At 71.4% G+C, this 21,922-nt stretch carries 21 protein-coding genes; 9 read left to right on the top strand and 12 right to left on the bottom strand.

Annotated elements, in window-relative coordinates; translation table 11 throughout:
• Positions 1-7: 7 nt before the first annotated feature.
• The 3 genes from N8I87_RS25240 to N8I87_RS25250 all read right to left on the bottom strand — a co-directional run bounded on the left by N8I87_RS25240 (position 8) and on the right by N8I87_RS25250 (position 3,812).
• Entirely contained in the window at positions 8-1,639 is a 1,632-nt protein-coding gene (locus N8I87_RS25240) for a phospho-sugar mutase (protein ID WP_263211978.1), read from the bottom strand.
• A 764-nt stretch (positions 1,640-2,403) separates the two neighbouring features.
• The gene (locus N8I87_RS25245; protein WP_263211980.1) at positions 2,404-3,228 is read right to left on the bottom strand and encodes a purine-nucleoside phosphorylase; all 825 of its coding nucleotides are present in this window, start codon (positions 3,226-3,228) and stop codon (positions 2,404-2,406) included.
• A 146-nt stretch (positions 3,229-3,374) separates the two neighbouring features.
• Positions 3,375-3,812 (bottom strand): gamma-glutamylcyclotransferase family protein, encoded by a 438-nt coding sequence (locus tag N8I87_RS25250; RefSeq protein WP_263211982.1) that lies wholly within the window; start codon positions 3,810-3,812, stop codon positions 3,375-3,377.
• A 106-nt stretch (positions 3,813-3,918) separates the two neighbouring features.
• Between N8I87_RS25250 and N8I87_RS25255 the strand changes: the two genes are divergently transcribed.
• Both N8I87_RS25255 and N8I87_RS25260 read left to right on the top strand, forming a co-directional pair.
• The gene (locus N8I87_RS25255; protein WP_263211984.1) at positions 3,919-5,367 is read left to right on the top strand and encodes an NAD(P)H-quinone dehydrogenase; all 1,449 of its coding nucleotides are present in this window, start codon (positions 3,919-3,921) and stop codon (positions 5,365-5,367) included.
• Positions 5,368-5,533: 166 nt separating this feature from the next.
• On the top strand, positions 5,534-6,475 hold the full coding sequence (locus N8I87_RS25260) for a DeoR/GlpR family DNA-binding transcription regulator (protein WP_263211986.1): 942 nt from the start codon (positions 5,534-5,536) through the stop codon (positions 6,473-6,475).
• Between the two features lie 150 nt (positions 6,476-6,625).
• Here N8I87_RS25260 and N8I87_RS25265 read toward each other — a convergent pair whose 3' ends face one another.
• Entirely contained in the window at positions 6,626-7,171 is a 546-nt protein-coding gene (locus tag N8I87_RS25265) for a TetR/AcrR family transcriptional regulator (protein WP_263216653.1), read from the bottom strand.
• Positions 7,172-7,401: 230 nt separating this feature from the next.
• Entirely contained in the window at positions 7,402-9,174 is a 1,773-nt protein-coding gene (locus N8I87_RS25270) for an acetyl/propionyl/methylcrotonyl-CoA carboxylase subunit alpha (protein ID WP_263211988.1), read from the bottom strand.
• 374 nt (positions 9,175-9,548) lie between these two features.
• Here N8I87_RS25270 and N8I87_RS25275 point away from each other — a divergent pair, with 374 nt between their 5' ends.
• Positions 9,549-10,160: a hypothetical protein gene (locus N8I87_RS25275; protein ID WP_263211990.1), complete on the top strand. Its 612-nt coding sequence runs from the start codon at positions 9,549-9,551 to the stop codon at positions 10,158-10,160.
• Here the strand turns inward: N8I87_RS25275 and N8I87_RS25280 are convergent.
• The 4 genes from N8I87_RS25280 to N8I87_RS25295 form a co-directional block, all read right to left on the bottom strand.
• Positions 10,132-10,749 (bottom strand): Maf family protein, encoded by a 618-nt coding sequence (locus N8I87_RS25280; RefSeq protein WP_263211991.1) that lies wholly within the window; start codon positions 10,747-10,749, stop codon positions 10,132-10,134. The two genes, N8I87_RS25275 and N8I87_RS25280, sit on opposite strands and share 29 nt — an antisense overlap.
• 26 nt (positions 10,750-10,775) lie before the next feature.
• The gene (mmpB, locus tag N8I87_RS25285; protein ID WP_263211992.1) at positions 10,776-10,904 is read right to left on the bottom strand and encodes a morphogenic membrane protein MmpB; all 129 of its coding nucleotides are present in this window, start codon (positions 10,902-10,904) and stop codon (positions 10,776-10,778) included.
• A 138-nt stretch (positions 10,905-11,042) separates the two neighbouring features.
• Positions 11,043-11,252: an acyl-CoA carboxylase epsilon subunit gene (locus N8I87_RS25290; RefSeq protein WP_263211994.1), complete on the bottom strand. Its 210-nt coding sequence runs from the start codon at positions 11,250-11,252 to the stop codon at positions 11,043-11,045.
• Between the two features lie 27 nt (positions 11,253-11,279).
• Positions 11,280-12,863 carry an acyl-CoA carboxylase subunit beta gene (locus N8I87_RS25295; RefSeq protein ID WP_263211995.1) on the bottom strand — a complete coding sequence of 528 codons (1,584 nt, stop codon included), beginning with the start codon at positions 12,861-12,863 and terminating at the stop codon, positions 11,280-11,282.
• Between the two features lie 301 nt (positions 12,864-13,164).
• Between N8I87_RS25295 and N8I87_RS25300 the strand changes: the two genes are divergently transcribed.
• Complete coding sequence (locus N8I87_RS25300) at positions 13,165-14,058, top strand: biotin--[acetyl-CoA-carboxylase] ligase (protein WP_263211997.1); 894 nt, start codon at positions 13,165-13,167, stop codon at positions 14,056-14,058.
• 163 nt (positions 14,059-14,221) lie between these two features.
• The gene (locus N8I87_RS25305) at positions 14,222-15,385 is read left to right on the top strand and encodes an adenylate/guanylate cyclase domain-containing protein (protein WP_263211999.1); all 1,164 of its coding nucleotides are present in this window, start codon (positions 14,222-14,224) and stop codon (positions 15,383-15,385) included.
• A 32-nt stretch (positions 15,386-15,417) separates the two neighbouring features.
• Here the strand turns inward: N8I87_RS25305 and N8I87_RS25310 are convergent, their stop codons facing one another.
• Positions 15,418-15,870, bottom strand: a complete 453-nt coding sequence (locus N8I87_RS25310; RefSeq protein WP_263212000.1) for a hypothetical protein — start codon at positions 15,868-15,870, stop codon at positions 15,418-15,420.
• Between the two features lie 438 nt (positions 15,871-16,308).
• Between N8I87_RS25310 and N8I87_RS25315 the strand changes: the two genes are divergently transcribed.
• From N8I87_RS25315 to hutH, 3 genes are all read left to right on the top strand, one after another.
• Positions 16,309-17,103, top strand: a complete 795-nt coding sequence (locus N8I87_RS25315; protein ID WP_263212002.1) for an enoyl-CoA hydratase/isomerase family protein — start codon at positions 16,309-16,311, stop codon at positions 17,101-17,103.
• Positions 17,104-17,207: 104 nt separating this feature from the next.
• The gene (locus N8I87_RS25320) at positions 17,208-18,350 is read left to right on the top strand and encodes a GGDEF domain-containing protein (protein ID WP_263212004.1); all 1,143 of its coding nucleotides are present in this window, start codon (positions 17,208-17,210) and stop codon (positions 18,348-18,350) included.
• A gap of 124 nt (positions 18,351-18,474) precedes the next feature.
• Positions 18,475-20,043 carry a histidine ammonia-lyase gene (hutH, locus tag N8I87_RS25325; protein ID WP_263216655.1) on the top strand — a complete coding sequence of 523 codons (1,569 nt, stop codon included), beginning with the start codon at positions 18,475-18,477 and terminating at the stop codon, positions 20,041-20,043.
• 80 nt (positions 20,044-20,123) lie between these two features.
• On the opposite strand, the gene N8I87_RS25330 is transcribed toward hutH, so the two are convergent.
• Together N8I87_RS25330 and N8I87_RS25335 are read right to left on the bottom strand one after the other, a co-directional pair.
• On the bottom strand, positions 20,124-20,915 hold the full coding sequence (locus tag N8I87_RS25330; RefSeq protein WP_263212006.1) for a hypothetical protein: 792 nt from the start codon (positions 20,913-20,915) through the stop codon (positions 20,124-20,126).
• 41 nt (positions 20,916-20,956) lie between these two features.
• The gene (locus N8I87_RS25335; protein ID WP_411577283.1) at positions 20,957-21,274 is read right to left on the bottom strand and encodes an LAETG motif-containing sortase-dependent surface protein; all 318 of its coding nucleotides are present in this window, start codon (positions 21,272-21,274) and stop codon (positions 20,957-20,959) included.
• 110 nt (positions 21,275-21,384) lie between these two features.
• Between N8I87_RS25335 and N8I87_RS25340 the strand changes: the two genes are divergently transcribed.
• Positions 21,385-21,744, top strand: coding sequence for a hypothetical protein (locus N8I87_RS25340; protein WP_263212008.1), 360 nt, complete (start codon positions 21,385-21,387; stop codon positions 21,742-21,744).
• Positions 21,745-21,922 lie beyond the last annotated feature (178 nt).

Here is a 21,922-nt window from a genome sequence, read left to right on the forward strand (position 1 = left end):
CCGCGGCTCAGATGCCGGCGGCCGCGGACAGGTCCCGCTTGATGGCGTCGAGCAGGTCGGCCGCCCGGGCACGGGCGGCCGGCAGGTCCGCGTGCGCGGCGACCGGCACGACGACCTCCAGGTAGCACTTCAGCTTGGGCTCGGTGCCGCTGGGGCGGGCGATCACGCGGGCCCCGTCGAGGGTGTAGCGCAGGCCGTCGGTGGGTGGCAGCGTCTCCGTGCCCTTGGTGAGGTCCTCGGCCCTGGTGACGGCCAGACCGGCGAGCTCGGTCGGCGGCTGCTCGCGGAGCCGGCGCATCGCGTCGGCGATGACCGACAGGTCCTGCACCCGCACCGCGAGCTGGTCGGTGGCGTGCAGGCCGTGCTCCATGGCCAGGTCGTCGAGCAGGTCGAGGAGGGTACGGCCCTCCTCCTTCAGCTCGGAGGCCAGCTCGGTGATCAGGAGCGCCGCCGTGATGCCGTCCTTGTCGCGGACGCCGTCCGGGTCGACGCAGTAGCCGAGCGCCTCCTCGTACCCGTAGCGCAGCCCGTCCACCCGGGCGATCCACTTGAAGCCGGTGAGGGTCTCCTCGTACGGCAGCCCCGCCCTCTCGGCGATCCGGCCGAGCAGGGAGGAGGAGACGATCGACTCGGCGAAGGTGCCGCGGGCGCCGCGCCGTACGAGGTGGGCGGCGAGGAGGGAGCCGACCTCGTCGCCACGGAGCATGCGCCACTCGCCGGCGTCCCGCACGGCGACGGCACAGCGGTCGGCGTCGGGGTCGTTGGCGATGACGAGGTCGGGCTCGGTCGCGCGGGCCCTGGCGAAGGAGAGGTCCATCGCCCCCGGCTCCTCCGGGTTGGGGAAGGCGACGGTCGGGAAGTCCGGGTCCGGCTCGGCCTGCTCGGCGACTAGGGCGGGCTCCGGGAACCCGGCGCGGGCGAAGGCGGCGAGGAGCACGTCCTTGCCGACGCCGTGCATCGCCGTGTAGACGGTACGGGCGCTGCGCGGGGAGCCCTCGGCGAGTACGGCGTCGGTACGGGCGAGATAGGCCTCGAGGACGGCGTCGTCGAGGATCTCCCAGCCCGCGTCCGGACGCGGGACGTCGTCCAGCGAGACGATCGCGTCGATCTCGGCGGCGATCTCGGCGTCGGCGGGCGGGACGATCTGCGATCCGTCGCCGAGGTAGACCTTGTAGCCGTTGTCGCGGGGCGGGTTGTGGCTGGCGGTGACCTCCACGCCGGCGACCGCGCCGAGGTGCCTTATCGCGAAGGCGAGGACGGGAGTGGGGAGCGGGCGGGGCAGTACGGCGGCGCGCAGCCCGGCGCCCGTCATGACGGCGGCGGTGTCGCGGGCGAAGTCGGCGGACTTGTGCCGGGCGTCGTAGCCGACGACGACGAGGCCGCCGCCCTGGCCCTGCTTCTTCAGATAGGCGGCGAGACCCGCGGCCGCCCTGATGACGACGGACCGGTTCATCCGCATGGGCCCGGCGCCCAGTTCGCCTCTCAGGCCCGCGGTACCGAACTGGAGGGTGCCGCTGAAGCGCGCGGCGAGCTCGGTGACGTTCCCGGTGCCGATCAGCTCGGTGAGTTCGTCACGGGTGTCCGTGTCGGGGTCCTCGGCGAGCCACGCCTTGGCCCGGGCGATGAGATCGTCGTGCACGTCGGGTCAACCTCTCATGTATGTCGATGTCACGCCTGGGGGCTCCGCCCCCAGACCCACCTTTGCCCACCCACCCGATTCGGTCGGCTGGGAGGCGAGGTGTGGGGGCAGGGGCAGAGGGGCGGAGTTCCGGTCGGGCCCGGGTGGCGGGTCCGTGGGACCCTGCCCCTTGCCCAGTCAACCGTCTGGTTCGGTCGGCTGGGAGGTGAGGCGCGGGGGTGGAGGGGTGGAGTTCCGGTCGGGCCCGGGTGGCGGGTCCTTGGGGGCCTGCCCCTTTGTCCAGTCAACCGTTTGGCTCGGTCGGCTGGGAGGTGAGGCGCGGGGGTGGAGGGGTGGAGTTCCTGCCGGGGCCCGGGTCCGTGAGGGCGCCCGGCCAACCGTCTGGTTCGGAGGGACGGAGTCCCGGTCGAGACCCGGGTGGTGGGTCCCCCCGGCCCCTGCCCCTCTGCCCACTCGACCTGTCCGACCCGTCCGATCCGTCCGACTCGGTCGGCCGGGAAGCGAGGCGCAAGGGCGGGGGGAACGGAGTTCCCGCCGGGCCCGGGCGGTGCTCCGGGCCCCGCTCCCTTTTGCCCGCTCAGCTGTCCGAATCGGTCGGGTGGGAGGGGACTTCCCTCGCCCATCCACTTGTCCGACTCGGCCGGCCGGGAGGCCAGGCGCAGGGGTGCAGGGGGACGGAGTCCCCGGCGGGGTCCGGGGCGGAGCCCCGGGGAGGGGCGCCTCCCGGCCTACCGAGTCGGGTGGGCGGGTGGGCAAGACCCGGGCTACAGCCGACCGAGCACCTGCGTCAGCAGCGAACCCATCCGCGCCGCGCTGTCCCGCCCGGCCTGCAGAACCTCCTCGTGGTTCAGCGGCTCGCCGGTCATCCCCGCCGCGAGGTTGGTGACCAGGGAGATGCCCAGCACCTCGGCCCCGGCCTCGCGCGCCGCGATGGCCTCCAGCACCGTGGACATGCCCACCAGGTCCGCCCCGATCACCCGGGCCATCCGGATCTCGGCCGGCGTCTCGTAGTGCGGCCCGGGGAACTGCGCGTAGACGCCCTCCTCCAGGGAGGGGTCCACCTCCTTGCACAGCGCCCGCAGCCGCGGCGAGTACAGGTCCGTCAGGTCGACGAAGTTCGCCCCGACGATCGGCGAGGTCGCCGTCAGGTTGATGTGGTCGCTGATCAGCACGGGCTGACCGGGCCGCATGCCCTCGCGCAGACCGCCGCACCCGTTCGTCAGCACCACGGTCTTGCAGCCGGCGGCGACGGCCGTACGTACGCCGTGCGCCACGGCGGCCACGCCCCGGCCCTCGTAGTAGTGCGTGCGGCCGAGGAAGACCAGCGCGCGCTTGTCACCGATGGAGTACGAGCGGACCTTGCCCCCGTGCCCCTCCACCGCCGGCGGCGGGAAGCCGGGCAGCTCGGTGACCTGGAACTCGGCGTCGGGAGCGCCCAGGGCGTCGACGGCCGGAGCCCAGCCGGAGCCCATCACGAGGGCGACGTCGTGGGTCTCGGCGCCCGTGAGCTCGCGCAGGCGCGCGGCGGCCGCGTCGGCGGCGGCATAGGGGTCGCCCTGGATGTCGTCCGGAAGGAGAGATGCGTTCACGCGGACGAGGGTAGCCGGTTCTGGCCTACGCGCGTAGATGACAGAGCTCACGGGCTGGCGATCGTTGTCTTGTCGTTTCCAACAAAGGTTGGGACAAAAGTGGCCCAAGAGGTGCCGGAGTCAATGCTGGAGCAAATGCCGGAGCCCTAACAGGGGCGCTTGCGAAGCTCCATCACATAGTCGTGCGGCGCGCCCGCCGACTCCGCCGCGTCGGCGATCTCACCCAGGTAGCGGGCGGACGGCAGACCGCCCTCGTACCCGTTCAGCGCGTACGCCCAGGCCGGCTCCTCCCCGTCCAGCGTGTGCACACGCACCCGCACGCGACGGTAGATGCCGAGCCCCACGCCCTCCCAGCGGTCCAGGGACTCCTCGTCCATCTCAGCGATGTCGTACAGCCCGACGAAGACCTGGGACCCGGGCTCCTCGACGATCGTCGCGAGCGCGCCCTCCCAGCCGAGCTGCTCGCCCCCGAAGGTCAGCCGCCATCCGTTCAGCCAGCCGGTGGCGCGCAGCGGTGAGTACGGGGCGCGGCGGGTCATCAGCCGCGCGTCGAGATTGCCGGCGTACGCGGCGTAGAGCGACATGGATCGAGGGTACGGCAGCGGAAACTCCGGCCTCCTTTGCCCCGGACGTAACAGAACGCGCACCACTCACGCCCCCGGGCAGTAGCACCTTGAGGCGTGCGGGACAATGGGGTACGTGACTCGGATCGTGATCATCGGTGGCGGACCCGGCGGATATGAAGCGGCGCTGGTGGCCGCGCAGCTCGGCGCGGAGGTGACCGTCGTCGACTGCGACGGTCTGGGCGGAGCGTCGGTACTGACCGACTGCGTACCGTCTAAGACTCTTATCGCTACGGCTGAGGTGATGACCACCTTCGACTCGTCGTACGAGGAACTCGGCATCATCGTCGCCGACGACACCCCGCCGCTGGAGCAGGCGGCCCGGGTGGTCGGTGTGGACCTCGGCAAGGTCAACCGGCGTGTGAAGCGGCTCGCCCTCGCCCAGTCCCACGACATCACCGCCTCCGTCACCCGCGCCGGCGCTCGGGTGATGCGCGGCCGCGGCCGGCTGGAGGGCATGCAGGCCCTCGACGGCTCCCGCAAGGTCGTCGTCACCGCCGGCGACGGTACCGAGGAGACCCTCACCGCCGATGCCGTACTGATCGCGACCGGCGGTCACCCGCGTGAGCTGCCCGACGCCCAGCCCGACGGCGAGCGCATCCTCAACTGGACCCAGGTCTACAACCTCACCGAGCTCCCCGAGGAGCTCATCGTGGTCGGTTCCGGTGTCACGGGTGCCGAGTTCGCCGGTGCCTATCAGGCCCTCGGCTCCAAGGTCACCCTCGTCTCCTCCCGTGACCGCGTGCTGCCCGGTGAGGACCCGGACGCCGCCGCCGTGCTGGAGGACGTCTTCCGCCGCCGCGGCATGAACGTCATGGCCCGCTCCCGCGCCCAGTCCGCCAAGCGCGTCGGCGACAAGGTGGAGGTCACCCTCGCCGACGGCCGCGTGATCACCGGCTCGCACTGCCTCATGGCCGTCGGCGCCATCCCCAACAGCGCCGGCCTCGGCCTGGAGGAGGCGGGCGTCAAGCTCCGCGACTCCGGCCACATCTGGACCGACAAGGTCTCCCGCACCACCGCCCCCGGCGTGTACGCGGCCGGTGACGTGACGGGCGTCTTCGCCCTCGCCTCCGTCGCCGCCATGCAGGGACGTATCGCCGTCTACCACTTCCTCGGCGACGCGGTGACCCCGCTCAACCTCAAGACCGTCTCCTCCAACGTCTTCACCGACCCGGAGATCGCCACCGTCGGCTACAGCCAGGCCGACGTCGACGCGGGCAAGATCGACGCGCGCGTCGTGAAACTTCCGCTGCTGCGCAACCCGCGCGCCAAGATGCAGGGCATCCGCGACGGCTTCGTGAAGATCTTCTGCCGTCCCGGCACCGGCATCGTGGTCGGCGGTGTGGTCGTGTCGCCCCGCGCCTCGGAACTGATCCACCCCATCTCGATCGCCGTCGACAACAATCTGACGGTCGAACAGATCGCGAACGCCTTCACCGTGTACCCCTCCCTTTCGGGGTCGATCGCCGAGGTGGCCCGTCAGCTCCACACCCGAAAGGCAACGGGCGAGGTCTGACGGCCGAAACCGACTCCCCGCTGGTCACGGGGAGTTGTCGCCCATGCGTACGGCATAGTCGGGGCGGGTAGGCCCTATACCACTTCCGGTCCTGCCGTACGAACAACTTCTGTTATTCGGCGCAAACTGCTGAAAGCAGACGGTCGTTGGGGTTACTGTCAGTTTCGTGTTCGCTGCAGAACGTCGCCAATTGATTCTCGAAATGGTGCGAGCGAACGGGGCCGTGTCGCTCCGTGAGCTCGCCCGCGTCGTCCAGACCTCCGAAGTGACCGTACGGCGGGACGTGCGCGCACTGGAGGCAGAAGGACTCCTCGACCGCCGGCACGGCGGTGCGGTATTGCCGGGCGGGTTCACGCGGGAGTCCGGCTTTCCGCAGAAGTCACATCTCGCGACCGCCGAGAAGACGGCCATCGCCGATCTCGCCGCGGGTCTCGTCGAAGAGGGCGAGGCCATCGTGGTCGGGGCGGGGACCACCACCCAGGAACTGGCCCGCCGGCTCGCCCGGGTGCCCGGTCTGACCGTCGTCACCAACTCCCTGCTGGTGGCCCAGGCGCTGGCGCACGCCAACCGCGTGGAGGTCGTGATGACCGGTGGCACCCTGCGCGGCTCCAACTACGCCCTCGTCGGATCCGGTGCCGAGCAGTCCCTCCAGGGGCTCAGGGTCTCCAAGGCCTTCCTCTCCGGGAGCGGTCTGACCGCCGAGCGCGGGCTGTCCACGTCCAACATGCTGTCGGCGTCCGTCGACCGCGCGCTCGTCCAGGCCGCCGCGGAGGTCGTCGTCCTCGCCGACCACACCAAGCTCGGCACGGACACGATGTTCCAGACGGTGCCCACGGATGTGATCAACCGGCTGGTGACCGACGAGCCGCCCGGCCATGACGACCGTGCGGCCACCGAACTCCAGGCCCTTGCCGACCAGGGGGTGCAGATCGCCGTGGCCGGGGCGTCGGGAAGCCCGGGGGGTGATCAGGTCCCGGCGCGTCACCAGCGTCGGGACGTGGCCCTGCCGGGGCCTCGGCGGGCCGCTGCGCTGCGGTCGGCCGCGGTGTTGGGGGAGCAGGCGGCGGGGGCTGAGCGGGCCCGTGTTGCGGATCTGCGGCGGCGTTAGGGCTTGGGGGCGCCTCTTCGCCGTGGGGTGCGTCTTGTTGCGCGGGTGGGGGTTGTCCGTGGCTTGTCGCGCCCACGCGGCGGAGCCGCACAATGTCATAGCCCCGCGCCCCTTGGGCTGGCTGGCCCTGTGGTGTTGAGAAGGGCGGGTCTATCCCTTCAGGCCCCTCAGCGTCAGCCGTAGCAAGCGGTCTGCCAAGTTCGGATCGGTCGGTGTCTCCTCCGCCGCCAGCGCGATCGCGTGGGTCAGTTGGAGGAGGTCGCCGATGGAGATGTCGGGGCGTACCGCGCCCGACCGCTGGGCGCGGGTCAGCAGTGCTCCGCCCGCCTCGTGGATCGGGGTGCTGCAGCGGGCCAGTGCGGAACCGGAGTCGGTGGACACCGACATCAGCGCCCGTGCCAGGCCGCGGTACTCGCCCGCGTGCGTGACCATCTCGCGCAGCCAGGTCACCAGCGCCGAGCACGGCTCGGGGGCGCTGAGCAGTTCGCGTGAGCGGGCGAGGAGCTCGCTCACCGCGTCCTCGAAGACCGCGCTCATCAACGCCTGCCGGTTCGGGAAGTGCCGGTACAGCGTGCCGATTCCCACGCCCGCCCGACGGGCCACATCCTCCAGCGACGCGTCCGTGCCGTGCTCGGCGAACGCGGCACGGGCCTCGGCGAGCAGCCGCTCGTAGTTGCGGCGGGCGTCGGCGCGCATGGCACGCGGGGGCGCGGGCGCAGCCGCCGTGTTCCGGGCCCCTGCGGCCTCCCCCGCGGTCGTGCCCACCGTGCCTGCCATCCGCTCTCCCTCGCGCCCCCGACTGCTCCCAGCATGCCATCGAGGACGTGCGGACAGCCTCCCGCGAGGGCGCCGTCGGCAGGAGAGCGAGACGCCCGGCGGACCGAAGCACTCGGTCCGCCGGGCGTCTTGACGCACGTCCCCGGAGATCAGTCCTTGATCTCGCAGATCGCCGCACCGGAGGTGACGGACGCGCCGACCTCGGCGCTCAGGCCCTTGATGGTGCCGGCCTTGTGCGCGTTCAGCGGCTGCTCCATCTTCATGGCCTCGAGTACGACGACCAGGTCGCCCTCCTGGACCTCCTGGCCCTCCTCGACCGCGATCTTGACGATCGTGCCCTGCATCGGGGAGGCGAGGGTGTCGCCGGACGCGACCGGGCCCGACTTCTTGGCCGCGCGGCGCTTCGGCTTGGCGCCCGCCGCCAGACCCGTGCGGGCCAGGGTCATGCCGAGCGACGCGGGCAGCGAGACCTCGAGACGCTTGCCGCCGACCTCGACGACGACCGTCTCACGGCCGGTGTCCTCCTCCGCCTCGGTGTCGGCGGGGGCCGCGAACGCCTTGATCTCGTTGACGAACTCGGTCTCGATCCAGCGGGTGTGGACCGTGAACGGCTCCTGCGAACCGTCCAGCTCGGGCGCGAACGCCGGGTCCTTGACCACCGCGCGGTGGAACGGGATCGCCGTGGCCATGCCCTCGACCTGGAACTCCTCCAGGGCGCGGGCGGCCCGCTGCAGGGCCTCCTTGCGGGTGCGGCCGGTGACGATCAGCTTGGCGAGCAGCGAGTCCCAGGCCGGGCCGATGACCGAGCCGGACTCCACGCCCGCGTCCAGGCGGACACCCGGACCCGACGGAGTGTCGAAGCGGGTGACCGTGCCGGGCGCCGGCAGGAAGTTGCGGCCCGGGTCCTCGCCGTTGATGCGGAACTCGAAGGAGTGTCCGCGCAGCTGCGGGTCGTCGTAGCCGAGCGCCTCGCCGTCCGCGATGCGGAACATCTCGCGCACCAGGTCGATGCCGGTGACCTCCTCGGTGACCGGGTGCTCGACCTGCAGACGGGTGTTGACCTCCAGGAAGGAGATCGTGCCGTCGTTGCCGACCAGGAACTCCACCGTGCCGGCGCCGACGTAGCCGGCCTCCTTCAGGATGGCCTTCGAGGCCGAGTACAGCTCGGCGACCTGGGCCTTGGACAGGAACGGCGCCGGGGCCTCCTCGACCAGCTTCTGGTGGCGGCGCTGCAGCGAGCAGTCACGGGTGGAGACGACGACCACGTTGCCGTGGCTGTCGGCCAGGCACTGGGTCTCCACGTGCCGCGGCTTGTCCAGGTAGCGCTCCACGAAGCACTCGCCGCGGCCGAAGGCGGCGACCGCCTCGCGCACCGCGGAGTCGTACAGCTCCGGCACCTCTTCCAGGGTCCGGGCGACCTTCAGACCACGGCCACCGCCGCCGAAGGCGGCCTTGATGGCGATCGGCAGGCCGTTCTGCTCGGCGAAGGCCACGACCTCCTCGGCACCACTGACCGGGTCCGGTGTACCGGCCACGAGCGGAGCGCCGGCGCGCTGCGCGATGTGACGGGCCGCCACCTTGTCACCCAGATCGCGGATGGCCTGCGGCGGCGGGCCGATCCAGATCAGGCCCGCGTCCAGGACCGCCTGCGCGAACTCGGCGTTCTCGGAGAGGAAGCCGTATCCGGGATGGATGGCGTCCGCGCCGGACTCACGGGCGGCGTTCAGGACCTTCTCGATGTCCAGGTAACTGGTGGCCGGAGTGTCACCGCCCAGGGCGAACGCCTCATCCGCGGCGCGGACATGCAGAGCGTCCCGGTCCGGGTCGGCGTAGACGGCCACGCTCGCGATCCCGGCGTCCCGGCAGGCCCGGGCCACGCGGACAGCGATTTCGCCACGGTTGGCGATGAGCACCTTGCGCACGATTGAGGCTCCCTCCTTGAAACAAGCCGAGTTTAGGGACTGCCGACACGGCACTTCGACCCGTCCCCAATGGTGAGCTTGCCCACACGGAGCGTGATTCGAGGCTCGCTCGACCCGCGAAAGCCCTTGTCGCACCTCGGTACGCAGGGCCCTTCCGGAAAACCCTAGCCCCGTCGTGTGGTCAAGGTCTCTGTGAGAGCGTGCCGCGGCCCACTCGGTTTCTTTGTGGAGTCCCTACGAATGGCCCAATGATTCTTTGCCTGTGACAGAACCCTTGTCCCCGGGTTTACCCGTTAGTAGCGTTCGCGATGTCTCGAACGTACTTCAGGTAACGGCAGCCGGACTCGGGCTGCGGTCGAAAGTGGGTGGGACCGGTGGTGCGCAGACCGGTGGCGTGGGTCGTGGCGGTCGTCCTCTTCGCCGAAGGACTCGGCATCGCGGCACTGAACTGGTTCCTGGGGGTGGTCGTCGACCGGCAGGAGATGTCGCTGGCCGGCCTCGACCCGGACATGATGTCGATGTCCTCGAAGATCGGTGGTGTGGTCTTCGGCCTCTACTTCGCGCTGTGCGCCCTGGTCGCCCTGCTCGTGGCGATACGCAACCGCGCCCCGGCCGGCTTCGGCCGCGTCCTGCTCATCAGCATCGCCGTGGTGCACGGGCTGCTCGGCGCGTTCACCTGGGGGCTGGTGGGCTGGAGTGCGTTCCTGTTCATGATGGTCGTCCTGGGGCTGATCGTGCTGCTCCTGATGACGTACGACCGTCAGGACGGCGCGGCCGAGACGGCGCCGGGTGGCGCTCCCGAGGGCGGCGACACGCCGGAGGCCAAGGAGGAGACGCCAAAGGGGCTGGACGGCCCGCAGGAACCGGACGGCGAGCCCGGGGGGCCGAAGGGCGAGGCGGAGGAGCCTCAGGACGACGTCCCGGCCCTGGCGGCCCCCAGCGCCCCCGCCGCTTCGGTCACTCCGCCGGCGCCCACAACTCCGTGATGCCGATGCCCAGTTCGGCCAGCAGCTGCCGGACGAGGGGCAGGCTGATGCCGATCACATTGCCGTGGTCGCCGTCGATGCCCCTGATGAACGGGGCCGAGAGGCCGTCCAGGGTGAACGCCCCGGCGACGTAGAGCGGCTCTCCGGAGGCGACGTAGGCGGCGATCTCCGCGTCCGTCGGCTCGCCGAAGTGCACGACGGTGGACGCGGTCCCGGACACGTACCGCTTGTTCGCCGTGTCCCAGATGCAGTGCCCCGTCTGGAGGGTCCCGGCCCGCCCCCGCATCGCCTTCCAGCGGGCGATGGCCTCCTCGGCGTCCGCGGGCTTGCCCAGCGCCTGGCCGTCCAGCTCCAGCACCGAGTCGCAGCCGATCACCAGGGCGCCCTGCACCTCGGGCTTCGCCGCCACCACGGAGGCCTTCGCCTCGGCCAGGGCGAGCGCCAGGTCGGCGGGCGTGGGCGCGGTGATCGCGTCCTCGTCGACCCCGCTGACGATCACCTCGGGTTCGAGCCCGGCCTGCCTGAGCAGTCCGAGCCGGGCGGGCGACTTGGAGGCGAGCACGACTCGCCTGCGCGGATTGGCAGTCATGCGGTCAGGTTAGCGGGGTCGCCGCGCTACCTCAGGCCCAGCACGATCATCCCGAGCAGCATGGCCAGGGCGAGGAGAAGACCGAGCCGCCGCAGCATGTCCTGCATGTCGCGCAGTTCTTTGGGCGGCTCGTTCTCCGGATCTGACCACAGCATGCCCCCAGCGTGGGGCTTGGCGGGGGTGGTCGGCTTGAGTACGGGTACTCAAATCGCCACCCCGCGCTGCACTGAAGTGCGCCCACGCGGCGGAGCCGCATATCGACGCAGCCCCGCGCCCCTGAAGTTCGTTACCTCCTAGCTCGGCCAGTAGGTGCGGGTCCAGGACGCCTGGCCCGGCTTCGGCATGCGGTGGGCCGCGATGCGGGACGGGTCGGCCCAGGCGTCCCGTGGGCCCGGCGCGCCGGGCGGCGTTGCTGCTGCCGCCGCGGCGCGGGCGCGGACCACCGCCAGTGCGGCGGCCAGCTCCTCGGGGGTCGGATTGCCCCGTACGACCTTGATCGTCATGATGTCTCCCAGTCGATCGACGAAGGCCTAGAGGGGGATGTTGCCGTGCTTCTTCGGAGGCAGGGACCCCCGCTTGGTGCGCAGCTGACGCAGGCCGCGTACGACGTGGCGGCGGGTGTCCGACGGCATGATCACCGAGTCGATGTAGCCGCGCTCGGCCGCGATGTAGGGGTTGAGGAGGGTGTCCTCGTACTCCTGGATCAGCCGCGCCCGGGTCGCGTCGACATCCTCTGCCTCGGCGATGGTCCGCCGGTGCAGGATGTTGACCGCGCCCTGCGCGCCCATGACGGCGATCTGCGCGGTCGGCCAGGCGAGGTTGATGTCGGCACCCAGGTGCTTGGAGCCCATGACGTCGTAGGCGCCGCCGAAGGCCTTGCGGGTGATGACCGTGATCAGCGGGACGGTCGCCTCCGCGTAGGCGTAGATCAGCTTGGCGCCGCGCCGGATGATGCCGTCGTGCTCCTGGTCCACGCCGGGCAGGAAGCCGGGCACGTCCACGAACGTGAGGACCGGGATGTTGAAGGCGTCGCAGGTCCGTACGAAGCGGGCCGCCTTCTCGCTCGCCTGGATGTCCAGGCAGCCGGCGAACTGCATCGGCTGGTTGGCGACGATGCCGACGGGGTACCCCTCCACCCGGCCGTAGCCGGTGAGGATGTTCGGCGCGAACAGCGCCTGCGTCTCGAAGAACTCGGCGTCGTCCAGGATGTGCTCGATCACCGTGTGCATGTCGTACGGCTGGTTCGCGCTGTCCGGGACGATGGTGTCCAGCTCGCGGTCCTCGTCGGTGAGGGCGAGGTCCGCCTCCTCCGGGAACACCGGGGGCTCGCTGAGGTTGTTGGACGGCAGGTACGACAGCAGCTGCTTGACGTACTCGATGGCGTCCTTCTCGTCGCCCGCCATGTGATGCGCCACGCCCGAGACGGAGTTGTGGGTGCGGGCACCGCCCAGCTCCTCGAAGCCGACGTCCTCGCCGGTGACCGTCTTGATGACGTCCGGGCCGGTGATGAACATGTGCGAGGTCTGGTCGACCATGACCGTGAAGTCGGTGATGGCGGGGGAGTAGACCGCGCCGCCGGCGCAGGGGCCCACGATCAGGCTGATCTGCGGGATGACGCCCGACGCGTGGGTGTTGCGGCGGAAGATCTCGCCGTAGGCGCCGAGGGAGGCCACACCCTCCTGGATCCGGGCACCGCCGGAGTCGTTGATGCCGATGACCGGGCAGCCGGTCTTCAGCGCGAAGTCCATGACCTTGACGATCTTCTGGCCGTACACCTCGCCGAGCGCACCGCCGAAGACGGTGAAGTCCTGCGAGAAGACGGCGACGGGACGGCCGTCGACGGTCCCGTACCCGGTGACCACACCGTCTCCGTACGGGCGGTTCTTCTCCAGCCCGAAGTTGGTGGACCGGTGGCGCGCGAACTCGTCGAGCTCGACGAACGACCCTTCGTCGAGCAGCAGGTCGATCCGCTCACGGGCCGTCAACTTGCCCTTGGCGTGCTGCTTCTCGACGGCGCGTTCCGAACCGGCGTGCGTCGCTTCCTGGATACGGCGCTGGAGATCCGCCAGCTTGCCCGCGGTCGTGTGAATGTCGATCTCTTCCGGCTCGGACATCGGGATGCGGCTCCCTGCCTGCTCAAAAGGGGGGACGGTTACTCATCCGTAGCGTAGTGGGGGCCCTACCGATCGGCAGTGCGGCGTTTGCCACACCCCTGCCCTCTTCACATCGGAGGGATGAGATCCACCAGACAAGCGGCGCGGAGGCCGCGACCACGCTTACGATCAGGGTGTCGCGGCGGGACACGCCGGAGGGGCGACGCCACGAGAGTGGTCGAGCGCCCGTGAACCTCAGCCTTTCGGGGCTGGAATCCATTCCCTCTGCGGGATGGAGGATGTCAAACCTAGGGTGGCTTGCATGAATACACCACCGGACGCACAAGGAAATCCGCCCGATGGGCCCCGCGAGCCGAGGTCGGACCGCTGGTCGGACCTCGGCCGCCCTCCCCTCAACGCCGCTGCTCTGCGCCGGGCGCTGGTGCGCGAGGGCGGGCTCTGGTCCGACGTGGACGTGGTGCAGCGCATCGGCTCCACCAACAGCGAGCTGGTGGCCCGCGCGGAGGCCGGGAAGGCCGGCGAGGGCGCGGTGCTCGTCGCCGAGGAGCAGACGGCGGGCCGGGGCCGCCTGGACCGGCAGTGGACGGCACCGCCCCGCTCCGGTCTGTTCTTCTCTGTGCTGCTCGACCCCGCCGAGGTGCCGGTGGCCCGCTGGGGCTGGCTGCCCCTGCTCACCGGTGTGGCCGTGGCGACGGGGCTCGCGCGGGCGGCGGGGGTGGACACCTCACTCAAATGGCCCAACGACGTCCTGGTGACCGTGGGCGACGAGGAGCGCAAGACCGGCGGGATCCTGGCGGAGCGGGCCGGGGACGCCGGCGTGGTCGTCGGCGTCGGCATCAACGTCTCGCTGCGCGCCGAGGAGCTCCCGGTGCCGCAGGCCGGTTCGCTGGCGCTGGCCGGGGCGGTGAGCACGGACCGGGATCCGCTGCTGCGGGCCGTGCTGCGGTCCCTGGAGGACTGGTACGGCCGCTGGCGCGAGGCGGGGGGCAACCCGGTCGCCAGTGGCCTCCAGGAGACGTACGCGGCGGGCTGCGCGACGCTGGGAAGGGTGGTGCGGGCGGAGCTCCCGGGCGACCGGTCGATCGTCGGCGAGGCCGTCGCGATCGACGGCGACGGACGGCTGGTCCTGGCCACGGAGAACGGCGTCCAGGAGCCGGTCGGGGCGGGCGACATCGTGCACCTGCGGCCCGCGTGAGGACACGGCAGCCCCGCGGGCGGCCCGGCACCGACACCGGGTGACGCCACCGGCGCCGGGCGCCTCACCGGCGGCTCCACCTTACGGAGTGAGCTGGCGCACACCTGCCGTAGAGTTGAGGCCGGTCGATACGTGACCGCGGCAGATCGGAAGGGCAGCAGGCGTGACCGTCGACGATTCGGGCTCCGGCGCGGGCGCGGACGGCCGGGTGGACTCTTCCCCGCACTCGACTCCGCTCGAGGGGGAGGAACCCTACGCCGCCGACGCCGGCGAAGACCCGCTCGCCCTGCGCCTCGAGACGCTCATCCTGGGCGCGGAGCGCCGTTACACGCCGTTCCAGGCGGCCCGCAGCGCCGGTGTCTCCATGGAGCTGGCCTCCCGCTTCTGGCGGGCCATGGGCTTCGCCGACATCGGGCAGGCCAAGGCCCTCACCGAGGCCGACGTGCTCGCCCTGCGCCGGCTCGCCGGTCTCGTCGAGGCGGGGCTGCTGAGCGAGGCGATGGCCGTGCAGGTGGCCCGGTCGACCGGGCAGACCACCGCCCGACTGGCCGAGTGGCAGATCGACTCCTTCCTGGAGGGGCTGACCGAGCCGCCGGAGCCGGGCATGACGCGCACCGAGGTGACGTACCCGATCGTCGAGCTGCTGCTGCCCGAGCTCGAGGAGTTTCTGGTCTACGTCTGGCGCCGCCAGCTCGCCGCGTCCGCCGGCCGGGTCGTGCAGGGGGCCGACGACGAGGAGATGGTCGACCGGCGGCTCGCCGTCGGCTTCGCCGACCTCGTCGGGTTCACGCGACTGACCCGCCGTATGGAGGAGGAGGAGCTCGGCGAGCTCGTCGAGGCCTTCGAGACCACCGCCGCCGACCTGGTCGCCGCGCGCGGCGGGCGGCTCATCAAGACGCTCGGCGACGAGGTCCTGTACGCCGCCGACGACGCCGGTACGGCCGCTGACATCGCCCTGCGCCTGGTGGAGACCATGGCCAACGACGAGACGATGCCCGAGCTGCGCGTCGGCATGGCGTTCGGCACGGTGACGACCCGCATGGGTGATGTCTTCGGTACGACGGTGAACCTCGCCTCCCGGCTGACATCGATAGCGCCGCGCGACGCGGTCCTCGTCGACAGTGCCTTCGCGGAGGAGATCATCCGCACCGGCGAGGCGCCCGCCTCGGAGGCGGCCGCGGCCGAGGCCGCGGCGGCCGCGGAGAAGGAGGGCGAGGAACCGCCGACGTACCGCTTCGCCCTGCAGCCGATGTGGCAGCGTCCCGTCCGCGGCCTCGGCGTGGTCGAGCCGTGGCTGCTCACCCGGCGCGACGGCGACATCCCCTAGTCGCCCCCGGGTCGTCCTCCGGCTGGTCGCCCCTAGTCGTCCTCCGGGTCGTCGCGCGGGGCCCGCAGCGGGTCCACGCACAGTCCGATTATCGGCACGCACAGGCCTCCGTCATGACTGGGCTGCGGGGCCGGGGCGGTCTGGGAGTGGCTCGGTGTCGGTGCCGATGTGGGGTCGGGACGTGGGGCCGTCGGGGGCGTCGTGTCCGGTGCCGAAGTGGTGCGCGGAGCCGTCGGGCCCTGCGTCGTCCGCGGGGCGGCGGTCGGGATCGTCGAGGGGATGTCCGTCGGGAGGGGCGAGGTGGTGGGTGAAGTGGGCGTGGTGTTCTCCCCGCCCATGACGGAGGTCGCCGAGGGCTGCGACGTCGGTGCGTGCCCCACGGACGCGGCCGTGTCCGACGGCGACCGGTCGGTGGCGCCGCCCTGACCCAGCCGCGGTTCCGCCTCGACGGTGCCCGGTCCGCCGACCCCGGAGTCCGGTGACATGCGAACGAGGCTGAGGACACCGGCGGCCACGGCGAGCCCCCGGCGGCGAGCAGGGCCTTGCGCGGGCGGGGCCTGCGGTGGCGGCCGCGTCGCGCGACGGGCACGGCGAGGGCCGTATCGGTGTTCCTGGACGTTTCCACACGAGCACCCGTCGCTTCGGTGCACTGTGGTGCCGTGTCCGTCGTCGTTCCCGTACGCGGTGTCGTTCCCGTACTCGTTGTCTCCATGTCCGCCATCGCGATCCCTCCCCGCTGCGCGCCCCCCGATGCGCCGTGGCGGAGCGCACGCTATGCGCTCTGGTGGGCGGTGTGGCGGTAGTCGGGCGGGATGTCACTCGAACGGGGACAGCCAAGCCGACTCTTTATTCGGCCGGGCCCGGCTGCGATGATCGGGACCACAGGAAGTTAACCCGCGTTAACACGTCGACCGGAGGGTGTCATGAGCGAGGAGCGGTTCGGGGAGTTCGTGCTGGTGCGGCGGCACGGGCAGGTCGCGGAGCTCGTGCTGGACCGGCCCAAGGCGATGAACGCAGTCTCCACCGGGATGGCCCGGTCCATCGGGAGCGCGTGCGCGGCGCTCGCCGCCGACAAGGACGCGCGGGTGGTCGTCCTGACGTCGACGCACGAGCGGGCGTTCTGTGTCGGGGCCGACCTCAAGGAGCGGAACTCCTTCACCGACGCGGACATGGTGCGGCAGCGGCCGCTGACGCGGGGCGCGTACACCGGCGTGCTGGAGCTGCCGATGCCGACGATCGCCGCGGTGCACGGCTTCGCGCTGGGTGGCGGCTTCGAGCTCGCACTGTCCTGCGACCTGATCGTGGCCGACCGTACGGCCGTGGTGGGGCTGCCCGAGGTGTCCGTCGGGGTGATTCCGGGCGGCGGCGGTACGCAGTTGCTGCCGCGGCGGGTCGGGGCCGCGCGGGCGGCCGAGCTGATCTTCTCGGCGCGGCGCGTGGAGGCGGCCCAGGCGCACGAGCTCGGGCTGGTGGACCAGTTGGTCGACGAGGGCCGCGACCGGGAGGAGGCGCTGGCCCTGGCCGAGCGGATCGCCGGCAACTCCCCGGTCGGCCTGCGCGCGGCGAAGCGGGCGCTGCGCCTCGGGCACGGGCTGGATCTGCGTACCGGCCTGGAGGTCGAGGACGCGGCCTGGCGTGCGGTGGCGTTCTCGGGCGACCGTGCGGAGGGCGTGGCGGCGTTCAACGAGAAGCGGAAGCCGCAGTGGCCGGGGGAGTGAGCACACCGGGCCAAACGGGCGAGGTCGGGTTCTCCACCTGATCGCCTCACCCTGATCGCCTCGCCGATGTCCCTGTTCGCCCGGAACATCCCTAACCTGGAGTGATGGGTGAGGACAAGCGGCTCGCGGCGGTCGTGGCGCTGGCGCAGGGGATGGCGGCGGCGCACACCCCGCGCGAGTCATGGCGCGCCGCGGCGCTCGGCGCGTGCCGCGCGCTCGACGGGAGCTTCGCCGCGCTGTCGGTGTGGGAGCGGGACCTCGGCCGGCTGAAGGTCCTCGTGAACGTGGGGGAGCGGGCCCAGGACGAGGAGGAGTTCCCGGAGACCGAGTCCTACCCGGTGCACCAGTTCCCCGAGATCACCGAGTTCCTGCACGAGCGGTGGGCGGGCGGTGGCGGGCCGAACGCCTGGGTGGAGACCGCCGAGGGTCCCGCCGCCGGTCGCCCCGGCTACTTCCATCAGCGCGTCGCCGCCCTGCGCCGCCGCGGCCGGGGCTGCTGTGTGGTCGCCCCGGTCGTGCTGCACGGCCGTGCCTGGGGCGAGCTGTATGTGGCCCGCCAGGTGGGCGCCCCCGTCTTCGACCGGGGCGACGCCGACTTCGCCACCGTGCTGGCGTCCGTGGTCGCGGCAGGGATCGCGCAGACCGAACGGCTGGAGGAGGCCCGGCGGCTGGCGTACACGGACGCGCTCACCGGTCTGGCCAACCGGCGCGCCGTCGACGTACGCCTCGACGAGGCCATCGAACTGCACCGCAGGGACGGGGTCGTGGTGAGCCTCGTCGTCTGCGATCTGAACGGGCTCAAACGCGTCAACGACACACGGGGGCACGCGGTCGGGGACCGTCTCCTGGAGCGCTTCGGCTCGGTGCTGTCGCTGTGCGGCGCGATGCTGCCCGGGACCCTCGCGGCACGCCTGGGTGGCGACGAGTTCTGTCTCCTGGCGATCGGTCCGCCCGGGGACGACGTGGTCAAGGCGGCCGATGAACTGTGCCGTCGCGCCGCGGAGTTGGAGCTGGGCGAGGGGGTGGCGTGCGGGGTCGCGTCCACGGACGAGCCCATCGGGCCGGTCCGCTCCGCGCGCCGGCTCTTCCGTCTCGCGGACGCGGCCCAGTACCGCGCCAAGGCGGTCCGCGCCGACAGGCCGGTCGTGGCCGGCCGCGAGGGTCCGGACGACCCGGTCGTACGGCTCGCGGACACCCCGCCCCCGGAGCGGGCCGAGCGGCGCGCCTTCCGCGGACGCCAGCCGTGACGTGAACCGGGTGGCGGCCGTGATGTGAACGGAGCGTCGGCCGTGACGTGACCCGGGTAAGGGGCAACCCCGTCCCCCAGTAGTGACATCGTCGCATTCAATGCGTACGCTCCTGAATATGGATATGCACACTGTGGTGGTGGGGACGTCCGGTCTCACGGCGTCCGACGTTCTCGCCGTGGCGCGCGGCGGCGCCCGGGTCGAGCTCTCCGCGGAGGCGGTGGCGGCCCTCGCCGCGGCCCGGGAGATCGTGGACGCGCTGGCGGCCAAGCCGGAACCGGTCTACGGCGTCAGCACCGGCTTCGGTGCCCTGGCGACCCGGCACATCAGCCAGGAGCTGCGCGCCCAGCTGCAGCGCAACATCGTCCGCTCGCACGCCGCAGGCCTGGGTCCGCGCGTCGAGCGGGAGGTCGTACGGGCCCTGATGTTCCTGCGGCTCAAGACCGTCTGCTCGGGACACACGGGCGTGCGGCCCGAGGTCGCCCAGACCATGGCCGACGTGCTGAACGCCGGCATCACCCCGGTCGTGCACGAATACGGCTCCCTCGGCTGCTCCGGCGACCTGGCGCCCCTCTCCCACTGCGCCCTCACGCTCATGGGCGAGGGCGACGCCGAGGGACCCGACGGGACCGTCCGCCCCGCCGGTGAACTCCTCGCCGAGCACGGCATCGCCCCGGTCGAGCTGCGCGAGAAGGAGGGACTCGCCCTTCTCAACGGCACCGACGGCATGCTCGGCATGCTGTTCATGGCCCTCGACGACCTCGAGATGCTCTACAAGTCCGCCGACATCACCGCCGCCCTCAGCCTGGAGGCGCTGCTCGGCACGGACAAGGTGCTCGCCCCCGAACTGCACGCCATCCGCCCGCACCCGGGCCAGGGCGCCTCCGCCGCCAACATGCTGGCCGTGCTCAAGGGTTCGCAGCTCACCGGCCACCACCAGGACGACGCGCCCCGCGTCCAGGACGCCTACTCCGTGCGCTGCGCCCCGCAGGTCGCCGGCGCCGGCCGGGACACCCTCGCGCACGCCCGGCTGGTCGCCGAGCGCGAGCTGGCCTCCGCCGTCGACAACCCGGTCGTGCTGCCTGGGGGCACCTCCCAGGCTTTCGGCTCTGGGGGAGGCCGCGTCGAGTCCAACGGCAACTTCCATGGCGCTCCGGTGGCCTACGTCCTGGACTTCCTCGCCATCGCCGCCGCCGACCTCGGCTCCATCGCCGAGCGCCGTACCGACCGGCTGCTCGACAAGAACCGCAGCCACGGCCTGCCGCCGTTCCTCGCGGACGACGCGGGCGTCGACTCCGGGCTCATGATCGCCCAGTACACCCAGGCCGCCCTGGTCAGCGAGATGAAGCGGCTCGCCGTACCCGCTTCCGCGGACTCGATCCCGTCCTCCGCCATGCAGGAGGACCACGTCTCCATGGGCTGGTCGGCCGCGCGCAAGCTGCGCACCGCCGTCGACAACCTGACCCGGATCATCGCCGTCGAGCTGTACGCCGCCACCCGCGCCATCGAGCTGCGCGAGGGCCTCGCCCCGGCCCCGGCGTCCCAGTCGGTCATCGAGGCCGTACGCGCGGCCGGTGTCGAGGGCCCCGGTCCGGACCGGTTCCTGGCCCCCGACCTCGCGGCCGCCGACGCGTTCGTGCGGCGCGGCGGACTCGTCGCCGCCGCGGAGAAGGTCACCGGACCGCTCCAGTAAGGGCGGAACACCGCCGCGGCCGGAGCGGAACGAAAAAGAGGGGCCCTGTCCTCGGACGGGCCCCTCTCGCGTTTCCTACGTCACTTGAGCTTGGCCGCCTGGGCCTTGATGACCGGAGCCGACACCGTGTAGGCCTTCTTGCTCATCAACGCGCCGATGTTGATGGTGGAGTACGTGGCGAGGGTGTTCCCGTGTCGCACGACCTCGGCGTGGAGGGGGAGTGCCCCCTCCTTCGTGACGTTGGTCGCGGTGAAGGCCAGCGACTCGTCACCCGTGCCCGAGGACTTCTCCCCGGCGACCTTGGTGAACTTCCCCTTCTCGCCGTCCTGCTCGCCGGAGAAGCCGCCCGAGCAGGCCTTCACCGCGTCGGAGACCGCCCGCAGGCCCTTCTCCGCGCCGTCACCCTCGTACGAGGCCAGGGTGACCACGGTGACGTCCATGTCCATGGACTTGTTGATCGCGTCCTCGAACTTGCCGTCGGCCAGGTCGTCCATGGACGTGGCGTCGTCCGTGGGGTCCTTCTTGTCCTCGGTGGCCATGCGGCTGGTGTTCACCGCCGGGGCGCCGGGCGCGATGCCGGTCAGGGCGTCGAGCAGCGGGTCACACTTGGGGTCGTCCGCGTTGACCTTGTTGTCGGCGGGGATGCCCCCCTCGACAGGCCCGACCTTGTAGCCGGGCACCTCGCCCTTGGCGATGATCAGCTTCTGCAACTCCGCGGCGCTCAGCGCCTTCGCGGCCTGCTTCGAACCCTTGGCGTCCCCGGAGCCCTTGGAGTCCTTGGAACCCCCGTCGGAACAGCCCGTGACAAGGGCGAGCGACAGCACGCTCACTGCGGCGGTGGCGCACAGCCGCACGCCCGATGATCTCTTCATGAGCGGACTATGAGTCTTGAGTCAAAGAAACGTCAAGTAATTTAAAAACCCATGCGCTCGCGGCGTACCGAATACACCACAAAACCCGCGCCCACGGCGAGGAAGAGCGTTCCGCCGACGACATACGGCGTCGTGTCCGGGCTTCCCGTGTCGGCCAGTTGCGTGCCGTCCGCCGCGTCCGCCGCGGTCTGTGCGGTCGCCTCCGACATCGCCCTGGCCTGCTGAGTGACCTGTGTCGCCGAGGTCTCCGCTCTCGCCGGGGCGTCCTGCGACGCATTGGCGGACGGGACGAACCACAGGGCGCCCAGCAGGGTCCCCGCGGCGGTGGCGGTCAGCAATGAGCGGCGAGCCGATGACACGGAATATCGATCCCCCTTGTGACGCTGGCGAATTGGCCGTGTGGGGCGATGTTAGTGAAAGTTGCGGGTCACGGGAAAGTCACGGGAGGTTTCGGCCGTACGCTCCGGGCATGAGCACTCCAGAGACATCACGTTTTGTACGCCTTCGCGTGGAGCTGGTCCTCGAGGTGGAGGACGCGGACGCCGTGACGAAGCGGGCACTTCAGCGCCTCGCCGGTGACACCGAGATGCCGGACGAGGAACGGACGCACGCCGAAGGGGCTGTGACCGAGGACACCGCCGAGGCCATCGCGTATCTGGTGGATCCGTTCGACCTGGTCGACGAGGTGCCCGGGATCGAGCTCCAGCAGGCCTCCTGGTCCAGCGAGCGGATCGATTACGACCCCGACGCGCCGGACTGGGACCTCGACGACGACGATGCCGAGGAAGACGAGGAAGACGAGGAAGGCGAGGAACGGGGCATCGGCTGAGCGTTCCTGGGAATTCGTCACCCCGGACGGCAACCGCCGTCCGGGGTTTCGTCGTCTCAGGGGGCGCGCGGACCGACTCCGCACCACCCCCGCCCCGGCGGACGTGGTGTGGACCACACATCCCGTGTATGTGGAACGGGGCGAGTCGGCCGTAGCGTTGAAGATTCTTGAGCGGGGG

It is taken from the genome of Streptomyces sp. HUAS 15-9 (assembly GCF_025642155.1).
GTDB lineage: Bacteria > Actinomycetota > Actinomycetes > Streptomycetales > Streptomycetaceae > Streptomyces.